Source organism: Paenibacillus sp. MMS18-CY102, from assembly GCF_009789195.1.
Taxonomy (GTDB): Bacteria; Bacillota; Bacilli; order Paenibacillales; family Paenibacillaceae; genus Paenibacillus_T.
This window is the reverse complement of sequence record NZ_WSTC01000009.1, coordinates 12,972-27,316: the sequence shown is the minus strand read 5'-3', so window position 1 is coordinate 27,316 and position 14,345 is coordinate 12,972. Positions and strand designations below refer to the sequence as shown.

14 protein-coding genes are annotated in these 14,345 nt (G+C 49.4%); 7 read left to right on the top strand and 7 right to left on the bottom strand.

Features of this window, described 5'->3' with window-relative positions:
* Positions 1–114 precede the first annotated feature (114 nt).
* Positions 115–1,359, top strand: a complete 1,245-nt coding sequence (locus GON22_RS08370) for an alkaline phosphatase (RefSeq protein WP_160395794.1) — start codon at positions 115–117, stop codon at positions 1,357–1,359.
* A gap of 161 nt (positions 1,360–1,520) precedes the next feature.
* Here GON22_RS08370 and GON22_RS08365 read toward each other — a convergent pair whose 3' ends face one another.
* Together GON22_RS08365 and GON22_RS08360 are read right to left on the bottom strand one after the other, a co-directional pair.
* Positions 1,521–2,408 (bottom strand): AraC family transcriptional regulator, encoded by an 888-nt coding sequence (locus tag GON22_RS08365; protein ID WP_160395663.1) that lies wholly within the window; start codon positions 2,406–2,408, stop codon positions 1,521–1,523.
* 154 nt (positions 2,409–2,562) lie between these two features.
* On the bottom strand, positions 2,563–3,039 hold the full coding sequence (locus GON22_RS08360; protein ID WP_237179079.1) for a hypothetical protein: 477 nt from the start codon (positions 3,037–3,039) through the stop codon (positions 2,563–2,565).
* A 407-nt stretch (positions 3,040–3,446) separates the two neighbouring features.
* On the opposite strand from GON22_RS08360, the gene GON22_RS08355 reads away from it, so the two are divergent.
* Positions 3,447–3,863 carry a VOC family protein gene (locus GON22_RS08355; protein ID WP_160395661.1) on the top strand — a complete coding sequence of 139 codons (417 nt, stop codon included), beginning with the start codon at positions 3,447–3,449 and terminating at the stop codon, positions 3,861–3,863.
* Between the two features lie 92 nt (positions 3,864–3,955).
* On the opposite strand, the gene map is transcribed toward GON22_RS08355, so the two are convergent.
* Positions 3,956–4,717 carry a type I methionyl aminopeptidase gene (map, locus tag GON22_RS08350; RefSeq protein ID WP_160395660.1) on the bottom strand — a complete coding sequence of 254 codons (762 nt, stop codon included), beginning with the start codon at positions 4,715–4,717 and terminating at the stop codon, positions 3,956–3,958.
* Positions 4,718–4,982: 265 nt separating this feature from the next.
* Between map and GON22_RS08345 the strand changes: the two genes are divergently transcribed.
* The gene (locus tag GON22_RS08345) at positions 4,983–5,312 is read left to right on the top strand and encodes a helix-turn-helix transcriptional regulator (protein ID WP_160395659.1); all 330 of its coding nucleotides are present in this window, start codon (positions 4,983–4,985) and stop codon (positions 5,310–5,312) included.
* 51 nt (positions 5,313–5,363) lie between these two features.
* Here GON22_RS08345 and GON22_RS08340 read toward each other — a convergent pair whose 3' ends face one another.
* Positions 5,364–5,987, bottom strand: coding sequence for a phosphatase PAP2 family protein (locus tag GON22_RS08340; RefSeq protein WP_160395658.1), 624 nt, complete (start codon positions 5,985–5,987; stop codon positions 5,364–5,366).
* Between the two features lie 39 nt (positions 5,988–6,026).
* On the bottom strand, positions 6,027–8,129 hold the full coding sequence (locus tag GON22_RS08335) for an ATP-binding protein (protein ID WP_160395657.1): 2,103 nt from the start codon (positions 8,127–8,129) through the stop codon (positions 6,027–6,029).
* Between the two features lie 133 nt (positions 8,130–8,262).
* Between GON22_RS08335 and GON22_RS08330 the strand changes: the two genes are divergently transcribed.
* The 3 genes from GON22_RS08330 to GON22_RS08320 are packed head-to-tail and all read left to right on the top strand — an operon-like array spanning position 8,263 to position 10,623.
* Positions 8,263–8,994, top strand: a complete 732-nt coding sequence (locus tag GON22_RS08330; protein ID WP_160395656.1) for a response regulator transcription factor — start codon at positions 8,263–8,265, stop codon at positions 8,992–8,994.
* Entirely contained in the window at positions 8,981–9,850 is an 870-nt protein-coding gene (locus tag GON22_RS08325) for a class I SAM-dependent methyltransferase (protein WP_160395793.1), read from the top strand. Before GON22_RS08330 ends, GON22_RS08325 begins: the two co-directional genes overlap by 14 nt.
* Positions 9,847–10,623: an RluA family pseudouridine synthase gene (locus GON22_RS08320; protein WP_160395655.1), complete on the top strand. Its 777-nt coding sequence runs from the start codon at positions 9,847–9,849 to the stop codon at positions 10,621–10,623. Before GON22_RS08325 ends, GON22_RS08320 begins: the two co-directional genes overlap by 4 nt.
* 412 nt (positions 10,624–11,035) lie before the next feature.
* Here GON22_RS08320 and GON22_RS08315 read toward each other — a convergent pair whose 3' ends face one another.
* The gene (locus GON22_RS08315) at positions 11,036–11,467 is read right to left on the bottom strand and encodes a MarR family winged helix-turn-helix transcriptional regulator (protein WP_160395654.1); all 432 of its coding nucleotides are present in this window, start codon (positions 11,465–11,467) and stop codon (positions 11,036–11,038) included.
* A 266-nt stretch (positions 11,468–11,733) separates the two neighbouring features.
* On the opposite strand from GON22_RS08315, the gene GON22_RS25695 reads away from it, so the two are divergent.
* Positions 11,734–11,901 (top strand): hypothetical protein, encoded by a 168-nt coding sequence (locus GON22_RS25695; protein WP_202113154.1) that lies wholly within the window; start codon positions 11,734–11,736, stop codon positions 11,899–11,901.
* Here GON22_RS25695 and gyrA read toward each other — a convergent pair.
* Positions 11,898–14,342, bottom strand: a complete 2,445-nt coding sequence (gene gyrA, locus GON22_RS08310; RefSeq protein ID WP_160395653.1) for a DNA gyrase subunit A — start codon at positions 14,340–14,342, stop codon at positions 11,898–11,900. The two genes, GON22_RS25695 and gyrA, sit on opposite strands and share 4 nt — an antisense overlap.
* Positions 14,343–14,345 lie beyond the last annotated feature (3 nt).

Genomic DNA, 14,345 nt, shown 5'->3' with positions numbered 1-14,345 from the left:
ACGCCTTAACATTATCTCGATAATACGAAAACAATCCCCTAATACTCGTAATCTAAGATCTAGTCGAAACCTAATAGAGGAGGAATCATCGTGAAACTCGTAAAAAAACACGGCATGAAAGCTGCTATCCTAGGAACGGCAGCAACTGCTCTTATCGTAACAGCAAGCATTGGCGGACAAGCCCCAGAGCAAGTGAACGCAGCTTCTAAGCAAACGAAAAACGTTATTCTGTTCGTCGGCGATGGCATGGGCATGGCACAGCGTGATGCGATTCGCCTTGCAACGGTCGGTGAGAAAGGCAACCTTGCAATGGATTCCATGCCATACGCAGGCCTGATATATACAAGCTCGACTGTGCCTATTACCGATTCAGCTGCATCTGCTACGGCGTATGCAAGCGGCGTGAAAACATACAACGGCGCTATCGGCATGGACGCGGATAAGAAAAGTGTAAAAACGATTATGGAATATGCGAAAGACGCGGGCAAGTCGACTGGCGTTGTTACGACAAGCCAAGTAACTGATGCGACGGGCGCTGCATTCGGCGCTCATGTGGAAGACCGCTCGAAGCAAAGCGATATCGCCCTCCAATTCCTTACGCAAAGCAAAATCGACGTTATTCTCGGCGGCGGCGAAGATTTCTGGTACCCTGCTGGCACACCGGGCAAATTCCAAGATACGCCTGCAGAAGATCCATCCGAGAAAAGCAAAGGAACGCAGGGCAACCTGGTCGATAAAGCCAAAAAGTTAGGCTATAACTTCGTATCTAGCAAAACAGAATTGCAAAAAGCAAAAGGCGGCAAGCTGCTTGGGCTGTTCGCTAACGAGGAAATGTTCCAACAAAACGAGGAAGGCAAAGGCGACATTTATAACCCAATCGTTTCCCTTCCAGAAATGACGAAGAAAGCAATCGAAACGCTCTCCGCTAACAAAAAAGGCTTCTTCTTAATGGTAGAAGAAGAAGGAACGGATGAGTTCGCACATCGCAACAACGCGAAGATGACGATTAAAGCCGGCCAAGAGCTGGACAAGTCCGTTCAAGTTGCCAAAGATTTTGCCAAAAAGAATCCCGACACGCTCGTCCTTGTGCTTGCTGACCATGAAACTGGCGGCTTCTCGATCGAGGAAGTGAATGCGGATGACGAGACTGGCGACGGCATCTCCAAAGAAGACGGGCCATTCGCGATCGCGAATTCCAAACTGAATTTCGTCGTAGACTGGACGACTTCCGGCCATACAGGTGTTGACATTCCAATTACGGCTATGGGCCAAAACGCAGAGCTGTTCACGGGCATTTATGAGAATACACAAGTATTCGACAAGCTCGCTCAAGCTTTGGGATTCAAAATTAAAAAGTAACGTGAGCGCATAGGGCAGGTTTTCCTGCCCTATTTGCGCTCTAGCGAGCCAATCGGCTAGATAGGGCAGGTTTTCCTGCCCTATCCTTCCCCTACAGCAAGAGGCAGCCTATAAACACTCAGGCTGCCTCTTCTCATTGCGTTCGTTGCGTAACAAGCAACTCAAGCTTCGCTTTGTTTCATTTTCGACACGGGAATCCAAATTTCACTTCTATACGTCGGCGACGTTATATCCTTGCTCTCATTCCACAACATCTCAGGCCCGCCTGTTTGTTCATAGCTCGATGAAGGAAACCATTCGGAATAGATGCGTCCCCATACATTTTGGAGCGTTGCCGGGAATGGACCCACCGCTTCGAATATTGCCCAAGCCGAAGCTTTCACTTCAAGCGAAGCAAGATGCGCCGGGCATTCGTTCGTTGTAGCTACGCCAATATAATGGTCCAGCTCCCCCTTCTCCTCCATGCGCCCCTCTGAGAAATTCGTAGATGCACTCACCAAACCCGTTGGCGATACATTCGAAAGCTGCTTGAGCTCATTAATTTTGTGTTCATCCAAGCTCTGCCACATCGCAGCAATGTCCGGATTTACGCCATGAAACACAATCGGAACACGCTTCATTAGCCCAACAATACGAAAAGCTTCCTTTTCCTCAATTCGGTAATTCATTTCATTTCCCCCTTGAATCGTTAATTGAAAGGTCATTTGAGGGTAGGCTTTCAACGATTGCCCTGCGTTTCTTGCTTCTGATGGCGTGATGCCATGCAGCGTTTGAAAGGCTCTAGCGAATGAGTCGGGCGAATCATAACCGTACTTTATCGCCACGTCGATGATGCGGCCTGAACGGTTTTGCAGCTCGAATGCCGCAAGCGTTAGCCGCCTGCGACGAACATATTCGGATAATGAGACCCCGGCTAAGAACGAGAACATTCGTTTAAAATGATACTCGGAGCAAACAGCCCTTTTAGCCACTTCGCTATAATCAATCTCATCTGCCAGGTTTTGTTCAATATAGCGCAATGCCTTGTTCATGTTCTCAAGCATATTCATGCACAACGCCTCCCTCATCTGTAGATTATCAAAAGCTGCGAGCTGTAACCCGACATTTGGTGCACCGATCTGACGGCTATCCCATTCGTTATACGCAAACAGCGCGCCGATTAAACATCGATACGCGCTGTTGCCATTGTACTATGAAGGCGTGTTAACCTTGTTTCCCTTCGATTGCAAGCAGCAGCACGGCTGCCGCAATTCCCAGCCGGCGGTCGAACTGGTTGGACGAATCCAAAGAAAAATCGACATTCAGCTTGCTAACGAATGGATTGAAATTTTGATAGAACAAAGCCACATTTCTGCCGTGCAGCTCAACGTTAAACTTTTGCGGAATCAAGTTCGTCAAAAATCTTCTGAGCATCGCCATCAGCGTACTGTCTTCTTTGATCAAACCGATCTCCGATTCATTCGGGCTAAGAATGACCCACTCATCCTTGAGGATCGACTTCATGCCTTTACGGCGAAGGGATCCGAGGTTTTCTCCCGTTACAGCGTCGATTACATCATAAGTGGCTGAGAAATCGATCACGCTGCGCGCTTGAATCGTAATCAGCTCTTGATTCATAGACTCGTCGCCATAAAGGCGGATATCTTCCTTCAGCTTAAACGCCTTTAATTGCGAAAACATAACTAATTGCTCGTTTTTATCATAAATATGAAACTTTGCTCCGACCAAAGAGAGCACTTTTTTTCTAATCAGATAATTTGTATGGCTAAATTTAGGATTCACTGTATAGCCCCTTTTCTCTTCTAATTCGACAATTCTCGCTTGCAACCCTATATTTCGACAATGATAAGTAATATCCTTCCTTTGTAAAATATCTCATATTCCACACTTGATTAATGCGAACAAATGTTCTATGATAATAGTGCCATCGGACATCTGCTTCGCCAATGGGACCGATCTCTCGATTTACATACTTCATGTTGATATTTGTTAAAATTAACATTCCCCTACTTATGGAACGGTATGAGATCGTATACAATGGTGAGGTGGCTAAAGCTTGTCCGAATCCCAATCAAGGAGTGATCGAATTGTCTATCAATGCTTACTTGAACTTTAACGGAAATACGCGTGAGGTTGTCGAGTTCTATGCTGAGGTGTTCAACGTAGAAATTTCACAAATTCATACGTTCGGTGAATCGCCATCCGACCCTTCCTTCCCACTGCCAGAGGAAGCGAAAAACTTGGTTATGCACGCAAACCTCGTAATCGGCGGCAGCATCTTGATGTTCTCCGACGTATTCCCAGGCATGCCATACACGCAGGGCACAAACATTAGCTTGTCCTACCAAAGCAACAGTGTTGAGGAGACTCAACAGGTATTCAATAAGCTGAAAGTTGGCGGCACGGTCCAGATGGAACTGCAAAAGACCTTCTGGAGCGAAAGTTATGGCAACCTCACTGACAAATTCGGCATTCAATGGCAAGTGAATCACAACGCCTTGTAGTTCGACATAACCAATAGCACAATAAAAGAGCATCTGGGCATTCCTTGTTTCCAAGGCGAACACCCGATGCTCTTTATTCGTTAAACAACGAACTAATTCAATTGGCCGCCAAGCGTCAAAATAACGGCTTTATCCTTTGTTACTACAACCGTATGCTCGAACTGCGCAACAAGGCTGCCATCCGTCGTCTGTAATGCCCAGCCGTCTGTTCCTTGGACAACGTGGTCTGCGCCAGTGGAGACGAACGATTCCAATGCAATAACCTGGCCATCTTCCAAAATGGTCTTGTCATCTGGATCGTAATAGCTTACGATATGCTCCGGTTCTTCGTGAAGGGAACGGCCGATGCCATGCCCAGTCAAGTTCTGCACGATGTGGAATCCGCGTTTGCGCGCTTCCCTGTATACGGCTGCGCCGAGCGTGTTCAGCTTCGCGCCAGCGCGAGCTTTCTTAATCGAGACATCAACAACGAGCTCTGCTGTTTCAAGCAGGCGCTGTTTAAGTGGAGTAACGTCTGATCCTGCAACCGTCGTTGCGCCAGTATCGGCGTAGAAGCCATTCTTATAGGCAGATACGTCCACATTGACGATATCGCCTTCTTTGATCACATAATCACCTGGAATGCCGTGAGCTACAGTTTCATTCACGCTTATGCAAGTGAAGCCTGGAAACTCATACATTTTTATTGGAGCCGATTCCGCCCCATGCTTCGCCAACAGCTCGCCGCCTAATTTGTCCAGCTCAAGCGTCGTGATGCCTACTTTGACCTGTGCGATCAACGCATCGCGCACATGCGCAACGATCGCTCCTATTTCTCGCAAGCCCTGCCATTCTTCCTCTGTCTTAACGATCATGACTATCCTAACTTCCTTTCCAATGCCACACGAAGTATTCCTGCGGGTAAAAGTCTATTTTTAAAGTATACTCCATTGGCGACTGCCTTGCCATTGTTTCGACGGCAGCGCAAGGCTGCATTCCGGCCACAGCTGGCTCTTTTTTGCTTTAGATTTACGTTTCCGCGCGGAAAGTTGTTCAAAAACTTGACAATGATACAATTTGTATCATAAATTAAATAGTAGTACTGAATACGATTGCAGTTTAACCGTAAGGAGTAATGACATGACGATGACGATGGGAGATCGATTGAGAGAACTTCGACTGCGAAAAAACTTATCTCAGGAAGAGGTGGCGAGACAAATCGGCATTACACGCTCCGCTTACAGTCATTACGAGATCAACAATCGGCAACCCGTTTATGACACCTTAATTAAACTTTCATCCTATTTCGAGGTTTCATTGGATTATATTATCGGAGGGGAATACGGAAAATCAGAGGCGGGGTTATCGCCGGAGACGGTTGAAATCTTCCGGCTGCTGAACACGATGGATCAAGATAAGCGCAAGCAGTCCATTACCAAAATGATGGACGTCATCCGGCAGTCAGATTAACTGCCAGATGAACAGAAAGATAGCTGATTGCTCCCGTCAGCAACAACGCTGTTAGTAACGCTTGCCCCGGCTCAGCGTCAGGTTCAGCAGATGGAGCGCTGCGAGCATGATACTGCCGCCAGCTGCATAGCCAGCCAAGATGTCCGTGAAATAATGCACACTAAAGTATAGCCGGCTAAAGCCTACAGCGATGATGATGAGAAAGCCGACCGCACCGACTGTTGCCTTCACGGCTCGGCTGGCTGCAGCATACAAGACGAAGGAAACCGCAATCGTGCCGTAGACTGCCATAGCAAGCATTGCATTGCCGCTCGGGAAGCTGGAACCGTCCACTTCGATGCCCCAAGCGCCAACTGGCCGTGGCCGATCGACAATTGCTTTTAACACTTGATTCACGCCATAAGCGGCTGCACCAGCCATCGGTATCAATAACGCGCTAATCGTGCGATTGCGCCAACCGAACCATGCCGCATAGACAATCGCCACCGAAGACCCAAGCTGGGTCACACTTCTCCAACACTCCTCCCCGCTGTTGCCAGCTATCGTACGGACGCCCTGAGCAACACGCTCATCCACACGTGATGGCCCTGCCTCAGGCAATGTCAATGCAAGCACACCAAATAAGGCAACGCAGAGGACGAATGCCGCCCCTGCAATCATTTGCTGTTTCTTCAAGTGGTCTCTCTCCCTTAATCGATGTTTGCCTAACCATAACTACTTGGCAATCGGCAATTGAATAATAAATAAAGCACCTTCATTCTTGACACTGCGCGCTTCAATTACGCCGTCATGCTGCAAGACAATTTCCTTAACGATAGCTAGCCCTAAGCCGCTCCCTGCCTCAGAGGAATTGCGTGACTTATCCTTCTTGTAGAAGCGATCAAATACATGGGGCAGATCTTCAGGATCAATGCCGCTTCCTGTATCCTTTACCTCGATAAACGCAACTTCCCCTGCTTCATACGCATCAATTCGAATCCGCTGTTCAGGCCCGCCGTCAGGCAAATAGCGCAGTGCATTATAAACCAAATTCGAAATGACTTGCTCCATGCGAGCCATATCGATACGAACAGCTGGCACGTCGATAGAAATTACAGAAACACTGCCTTCAGGCTCAATAGAATCAAAGGCAAGGAGCTCTCCATTGTAGTAGCACTCCAATACCCCGCCGTCTTTAGCGACATCAGTTTCGAACGATAGATAGAGCGACTCCAGCCAATCCCGAAGGCCAACTGTCTCGTAATGGAACCGGACCTGCCCTGCTTCTAGCTTCGACAACTCGAATAGGTCGTCAATAAGCCCGTTGAGCCGTGACAGCTTGCCGAGCATCATCTGGATGTAGCGCCGCTGCTGCTCTTTATCGTCCACGACCCCATCGCGCATCGCCTCTAGATACCCTTGCACCAGCGTCATGGGCGTCCGCAAATCATGGGATATGTTAGACAACAGATGCCGCCTTGATTTCTCCTGCTTCTCCAACTCCCCAGTCGACTGCTCAAGTGATGCATACGAACGCTGAAGCTCATCTGTCCGCTCGACAACACGCTTCTCTAGATGCATGTTTAGCTCACGCAGCTCTTTGGAAACAAGCTCTACTTTTTGCAAAGCAAATGTGAATCGATTCGATAGAATCAATGATTGCATCAAAATAAAGAACGTCACGCCGATTGGCACCAGCTGCACCGAAACAAGTTGCTCCCCATAGAACAAAATATCGTTAATGACCGTTGCGATAAAGATCGACAAGCCCGTGAGAACTAAGGTTGAGCCTTCTCGCTTTCGTAATCTCGCTTTCACGACGACATAGAAGCAATACGCACATACTGAAATGATAAACAGCTGATAAATGACGAGCCACCGCGTAAAGATAATCGTTGGCAAGGCCAATGTTGCGATCGAGAGCACGATTCCGATCAAATAAGCTAGCTTAAAGAAGCGTCTGGAGCCATCCATCGGGAACATCCGGAAAATGTACGCATAGCCGGCAACGCCGGTTAAGGCAAATGCGATATATTCGATCCGCATGCCAAATTCCCATGGCAAGTTAGGGAACCGCTGGAACAGCATCGTCTCCCCAGTCACGCCCATTCGAAGCGCCACAAGCAAGCATAACAAGCCAAACGGGAGCGTGAACCGCTCTCGTCTCCTGAACGCATAAAGGCCCAGATGATAGGTCCCGATAATAAATAAGCTGCCGATGATGAGCATTTGCTCCGCTACGGCAATAATTTCTTGCCTAACGATCTGTTGGCTCGTCCCCATCGTAAAGCCGGACCATATGCCTCCTTTACGATGCTCGTAATTCGACACTTGAATAATGAGATCCGCCGTTCCGCTGTCAGCATTAAACGTAATGATCCGCGGGTACTGCTCAGCCTTGGAATGTGACTTGTCCGTCGCTACGTGGCCCGCTTCGGCAAGCAGTCTCCCATTGATCCAGAGCTTGTAAGCGCTAAAGATATTCGGGACACGAATCGCCAACGCTCCCATATTAGGCTGTGTCCGAACCGTAAGCCGATAGGTCGCATACCCCTGCCCGCTTGCAAAATCCTTCTCGCTGGAATAGCTGTTCCATGAGGATGGCACAGGCACGTAATCAGCTTTCTGTGAGGCGTCCCACTTCGACCAGGGCTCTAACAGCCTACCATCATAGAACGCCCACTTGCCGTCTAGCTTGGCAATTCCTTCGCTCGGTATGTCCCAGTTGGACAGATCAAGCACGCCATTAACAGCAACTGGCTGTTTAGGCCCATTGTTCGCATCGTATTGATTAAAGAGGCCTACGTTTAATATGACAACCGCGATCAATACGATCACGATTATCCAAGCGGATTTACGAATAGCCTATCACTCCCTAGAGGGTATATGTATCGCGGCATTCCCTATGATCATCGTTGCTTCAAATGCAGCGCTTCGATTATAATAAGCGAGAAAGCAAGGAGGATGGAAGATGAATGTGAGCAAAATTTTGGTCGTAGACGACGAACCGGAAATCATAGAGCTCATGACCCTCTATCTCCAGCGGGAAGGTTACGCCGTTTATGCGGCCGACAACGGGACCGATGCGCTGCGACTGGTGGACGAGGTTCGCCCTGATTTGATTGTACTGGACGTCCTATTGAAACAATTAAACGGGCTTGATGTATGCCAGCAAATCCGTGAAATAACGGCTGTTCCGGTGCTGTTCGTCAGCGCCAAGAGCGACGATAACGACATTATACACGGTTTGTCCGTTGGCGGCGATGACTATATGACTAAGCCTTTCAGCCCTGGCCAATTAGTTGCTAGAGTCAAGGCGCATCTGCGCCGGCAATCGCTGCAATCCGAGCAGCGCGACAAGCCAGCGCGGGACCAGCTCGTATTCGACGGTCTCGTCATTGACCTGACAGCCCGTACAGTTCGGGTCTGTGATCAATATGTATCTTTGTCCGTCAAGGAATTCGAATTGCTCGCCCTGCTCGCCACGCAACCGAATCGCGCTTTCCAGCTGGCTAACTTGTATGAAGCGGTCTGGGGCGTAAACAGCATCGGGGATACAAGAACGCTTATGGTACATATGAGCAATTTGCGCAAAAAAATTGAACCAGACCCTGCAAATCCACGCTGGATCGTGACCATGCGAGGCGTCGGCTATAAATTTAACGTTGAGGAAGGAAATGAATTACCGCATGTACATCGCTAACAATTGGAACGACTACGAACTGCTAGACACAGGAGACGGCGATAAGCTGGAGCGTTGGGGCAAGTACATCTTGCGCCGTCCCGATCCCCAAATTATTTGGCCAATCGCCAATGAATCACAGCAATGGAAAACAGCAGATGGGCACTATCACCGGAGCAGTTCCGGCGGCGGACAATGGGAATATCGCACGAAGCTTCCTGACCGGTGGACCGTCTCGTACGGTCCGCTTTCATTTCATATCCGGCCTACGAATTTCAAGCATACGGGCCTCTTCCCTGAGCAAGCAGTCAATTGGCAATGGATGATGGACCGGATCAAGAGCGCGAACCGCCCGATCCGCGTGCTTAATCTGTTCGGCTATACAGGCGGCGCTACGGTTGCATGTGCAGCAGCAGGCGCTGATGTCGTGCACGTCGATGCAGCCAAAGGCATGGTGCAATGGTGCAAAGAAAATGCGGAGCTGTCTGGCTTGCAAAATGCTCCAATTCGTTACATTACCGATGATGTATTCAAATTCGTACAGCGCGAACAGCGCCGCGAGCGGCAGTACGATGCCATTATTATGGACCCGCCTTCCTATGGCCGCGGAACGAATGGCGAGACTTGGAAGCTGGAAGAAAACCTTTATCCATTCCTCGAGCTTTGTACGACGATCTTGTCGGACAAGCCATTGTTCGTCTTGATTAACTCTTACACGACCGGCATCTCCCCATCGGTCCTGCATAACATTTTGCATATGACAATCGGGCGTAAACACGGCGGCAATATCCATTGCGGAGAAATTGGATTGCCGATTTCCCAATCGGGCTTAAACCTGCCTTGCGGCATTCTGGGACGCTGGGAGTCCGGCGAATGACAAGCGGCTACCAGCCGGAATCGCAAGGTGCGCCTGCTGACTCGCGCATCCCGGTCCTGTTCGAGGACAATCATTTGTTGGTTGTCGTGAAGCCGCCCGGCATTCCTTCACAGGAGGATGACTCTGGCGATCCAGATATGCTAACCCTTTTAAAAGCGGATCTTAAGGAACGGCATAACAAGCCCGGCAACGTATTTCTCGGGCTTGTGCATCGGCTAGACCGCCCTGTAGGCGGCGCGATGGTGTTCGCTAAGACGTCCAAGGCGGCTTCTAGGCTGTCTGAAACGGTTCGCAGTCGTGTATTTGGCAAAACATACATGGCGATCGTTCACGGCGAGCCTGCGCAGCCCTATGGCACGCTGAAGCACTATATGCGCAAGGATAGCAAGCGAAACGTGTCTGAAACGTTTGATCGCCCTGTGGCAGATGCTAAGGAAGCGATACTCGACTATGCGGTGATGGGCCATATCGGCAGCCTGTCGCTAGTCGCAGTAAAACTGCATACAGGACGGTCGCATCAAATTCGCGCACAGATGGCTGCAATCGGATGCCCGTTATACGGTGACGCGAAGTATGGCGCCCCTGCAACTGCTGGCAACGACAAACGCCACACGTCGCATGGCTCTGTCCTGCTCTGGTCCACTTCGGTAAGCATGCCTCATCCCATCTCTAAGGAGATGATGACGTTTCGTTCCACTCCAGATTCCAGCCTGACTGGCTGGTCACGCTGGAGTGCAGATGATTTGGAGCGGGCTGCCACGCGGTTTATCTAATAAAAGCCTGCCAAGCTTTTTTTAACGGACCTCAGAGCCGCTTACCGCCTCCATCCACGCATTTGGAATTTGTAACGGACCCGAGGGACGTTATTTAGCCATTTTGGCGCTCTACCGGGGCATTATTGGCCAAATAGCGGCCGTACGGTCCGGTTACAACAAATATTAGGCTGATTGTGGGTAATTAAGGGCTCCTGGGTCCATTAGAGCGTTTTCGAGATGCTATACCCTAAGAAAACCGTCCCTATTGCAAATGAGTGAGCTGTATGACCATTTGCAATCGGAACGGTTTCTTTTTGTTATACAAAACGAATGAAGGGTGTCCCCCAGCTTACGCTGTAAGGACACCCTCTTAATCTGTTGCATATATGCGTCAAACAATCTGATTGAATGAGTGAATGGATCGGCGGCACTAGGATGTGCGGCTGATTGGCTCTGGTGCGTTAATTACTTTGCCTAATAGGTAGACGAGATGCTGCTGGTTATGGGAGGACAGGCGGTTAAGTGCTGCGCTAATAAATGCCGAACGCACCTCAACTCCTCTGCTTCCTTCCTGCTCGCCTTTACTCGTCATCGTCACCCATACGATACGCCGATCCGAGTCGTCACGATTTCGGTTGATTAACCCATTTCGCTCCATCCGATCAAGCAGTGTCGTAATAGCTGCTGGCGTCGTCTCCAAATATTGCAACAAATCCGACGGCTTCATCGGCTGGTACTGCTGAAGCAGCTCCAATACATTGAGTTGCCCTTCTGTTAAGCCCGGTGCCAACGTTTCTTCCAAATGCAATTTCCACTCTCTCGTCAGTTTCATCCACAATCGAGCAAAATCTTCAGAAATCATCGTCTTACCCCGCTTCCTGACTATATTCCTGCTATTCCTCATTATACCAGTTCACAATGTCGAATAAAAGGTTAATCAACTTAATAATTTGAGCCATTAATCGACGAAAGCCGAGAACGCAATGACAAGATTAGACATACAATGAGTCGTGGCAAGGCAGATGCGGCTTAGTTGCGGATTTTTGTTGCGTCGACGACACATTAGCTTGTACGTTCTTGTAGGGAAGACGCCAGCAGCTTAGCAGCGCGAAGGAGGTTGACTACGCAATGGATGATCGGAAAGCGGAAATCATGAGGAAAGTTCGCGCGTACGGCATAATGAAAGACCCACAATGGTTGAATAAACCGGACGATCCGGTACCATTGTGGGTCCTTCTGGAAGCGCTAGTTGAAGTGATGGAGCGGTTAGAACCGCCTCATCTGCCTTATGACTAAATTGAGACGAGACGAGTGAAGCATTCTGTGATGAGATCGTTCTTATCAGGTGTGACGAGCGGCTTGCCTACCGAACGACGTTCGTCGATTGGTGTTTTATCCGTTGAAAGTGTCCATGAGGCGCCGCTCGCTGCAATGAGAACTAACGTCTTCTCTTCTTTGCAATAAACGGCTCCTGTAAGCCCATTGCCGTTAGGACGAACCCGTTTGCCTTCTTTAAACTCGAATGTCGCCATCCCTTTGCCACCACGGCCCTGGATCGGATATTCCGCTAACAAGGAACGTTTGCCATAGCCCATATCAGAGAGGACAAGCACTTCTCCCTCATCATTTCCGACAAGCGAACAGCCGACTAGTTCATCATCGTCCTTCAGCTGCATGCCCCTAACCCCAGCAGCTACGCGTCCCATCGGATTAACTTCTGTCTCAGGGAAACGGATCGCCATCCCTTGCCGGCTGACAAGCAGCAGTTCCTGGTTGCTATTGCTCTCAAGCACTGCGATCACTTCATCGCCGTCCGCAAGCTTACAAGCCGCAATTGCCGTCGAACGGTTCGACTTGTATTCCTTAAGCTCGGTCCGTTTAACTTGGCCGCGCTTCGTAATAAACAATAACGACGCGCTTGCTTGATCAAAATCGCGAATCGGCACGATGCCGATAACGCTATCTTCCTTCGACAGCGGAATGACATTGACGAGTGCCGTACCGTTATCTTTCCATTTGAACTCCGGCACCTGATGGACAGGCAGCACGAAGTATTGCCCCTTCTTCGTGAAGAGCAGCAAGCTGTCAATCGTATTAACATTCAGCAGATGCCGAATAACATCGCCATCCTTCACGCCTGCGCTCTCCAGTTCGCCGCCAGAGCGGGTATAGGAGAGCATCGTGGTGCGTTTGATGTAGCCCTCACGGCTAACTGTCAACAGTACGTCCTCGGACTGTACCATAACTTCGAGGTTAACTTTCAGCTCTTCGACTTCTCCGCGAATATCGGAACGGCGGTCGATGCCGTATTTCGTCCGAATTTCCAGCATTTCCTCACGAATGACGCTAATGAGCTTCTTCTCACTTGCAAGAATGCTAAGCAAATATGCGATTCGCTTCTGCGTTTCTAGCAATTCTTTCTCAAGCTGCGTAATTTCGAGATTCGTTAAGCGATATAACTGGAGCGTTAAGATTGCGTCTGCCTGGCGCTCCGTGAAACCGAACTTCGAGACGAGATTATTTTGAGCATCCCCGCGATTCTTAGATGCTTTAATCGTTGCAATAATTTCGTCCAATAAGTTAAGCGCCTTCACGAGTCCCTCTAACACATGGGCACGGTCTTCCGCTTTCTCCAAATCGAACTTCGTCCGGTTCGTCACCACTTCTTTTTGGTGAGCGATATAGGCAGCCAGCATATCTTTCAGCCCAAGCTGCTTAGGCGCTTTGTTAACAATTGCAACCATGTTGAAATTGAAGGTCACTTGCAGATCTGTTTTCTTGAACAAATAAGCAAGAATCCCTTGCCCATCAGCATCCTTCTTCAGCTCGACAACAATGCGAAGCCCATTGCGCCCGCTTTCGTCGCGCACTTCCGCGATGCCTTCAACCCGCTTCTCTAAGCGAATCGTCTCCATTGCTGTAACTAAACGAGACTTTACGACTTGGTAAGGAATTTCCGTGATGACGATTTGCTGCTTGCCGCCGCGAACATCCTCGATTACAGCTTTGGAACGAATGTAAATTCTGCCTTTGCCCGATGCGTAGGCTTCACGAATGCCTTCTTCGCCCATAATCGTGCCGCCAGTAGGGAAGTCTGGCCCTCTGACAATGCTCATCAGTTCAGGCACGGTCATCTCAGGATTCGCCATTAAGGCAAAGCATGCATCAATAATTTCACGAAGGTTATGCGGCGGAATTTCTGTTGCAAACCCAGCCGAAATGCCGCTGACACCGTTCACGAGCAAGTTCGGATAACGCGACGGAAGAACGACTGGCTCCTTCGTCGTGTTGTCGAAGTTGTCCTTGAACGGCACCGTCCGCTTATCAATATCGCGAAGCAGCTCCATCGCTATCGTCGACAGCCTTGCTTCCGTATAACGCATAGCTGCTGGCGGATCATCGTCCTGCGAGCCCCAGTTGCCATGCCCGTCGACGAGCATATGACCCATTTTCCATGGCTGCGCCATCCGCACCATGCCATCATAAATCGAGGAATCGCCGTGGGGATGGTAATTGCCCATAACGTCACCGACGGTTTTTGCGGATTTGCGATACGGCTTGTCCGGCGTATTGCCCGAATCATACATCGCATACAGGATGCGCCGCTGCACTGGTTTTAATCCGTCCCGCACATCAGGAATCGCGCGATCTTGAATAATATATTTTGAATAACGGCCGAACCGGTCCCCTACGACCTCTTCGAGAAACGCCGGTAAAAACTGTTCCAGCATACCCATTGA

What these genes read in the sequence shown, in the direction of transcription:
- map (WP_160395660.1), bottom strand. Translation starts at nt 4,717, where the DNA reads ATGATCGTTAAGACAGAGGAAGAATGGCAGGGCTTGCGAGAAATAGGA.
- GON22_RS08345 (WP_160395659.1), top strand. Translation starts at nt 4,983, where the DNA reads ATGACGATGACGATGGGAGATCGATTGAGAGAACTTCGACTGCGAAAA.
- GON22_RS08370 (WP_160395794.1), top strand. Translation starts at nt 115, where the DNA reads ATGAAAGCTGCTATCCTAGGAACGGCAGCAACTGCTCTTATCGTAACA.
- GON22_RS25695 (WP_202113154.1), top strand. Translation starts at nt 11,734, where the DNA reads ATGGATGATCGGAAAGCGGAAATCATGAGGAAAGTTCGCGCGTACGGC.
- GON22_RS08325 (WP_160395793.1), top strand. Translation starts at nt 8,981, where the DNA reads ATGTACATCGCTAACAATTGGAACGACTACGAACTGCTAGACACAGGA.
- GON22_RS08315 (WP_160395654.1), bottom strand. Translation starts at nt 11,467, where the DNA reads ATGATTTCTGAAGATTTTGCTCGATTGTGGATGAAACTGACGAGAGAG.
- GON22_RS08320 (WP_160395655.1), top strand. Translation starts at nt 9,847, where the DNA reads ATGACAAGCGGCTACCAGCCGGAATCGCAAGGTGCGCCTGCTGACTCG.
- gyrA (WP_160395653.1), bottom strand. Translation starts at nt 14,342, where the DNA reads ATGGGTATGCTGGAACAGTTTTTACCGGCGTTTCTCGAAGAGGTCGTA.
- GON22_RS08330 (WP_160395656.1), top strand. Translation starts at nt 8,263, where the DNA reads ATGAATGTGAGCAAAATTTTGGTCGTAGACGACGAACCGGAAATCATA.
- GON22_RS08360 (WP_237179079.1), bottom strand. Translation starts at nt 3,039, where the DNA reads ATGTTTTCGCAATTAAAGGCGTTTAAGCTGAAGGAAGATATCCGCCTT.
- GON22_RS08365 (WP_160395663.1), bottom strand. Translation starts at nt 2,408, where the DNA reads ATGAATATGCTTGAGAACATGAACAAGGCATTGCGCTATATTGAACAA.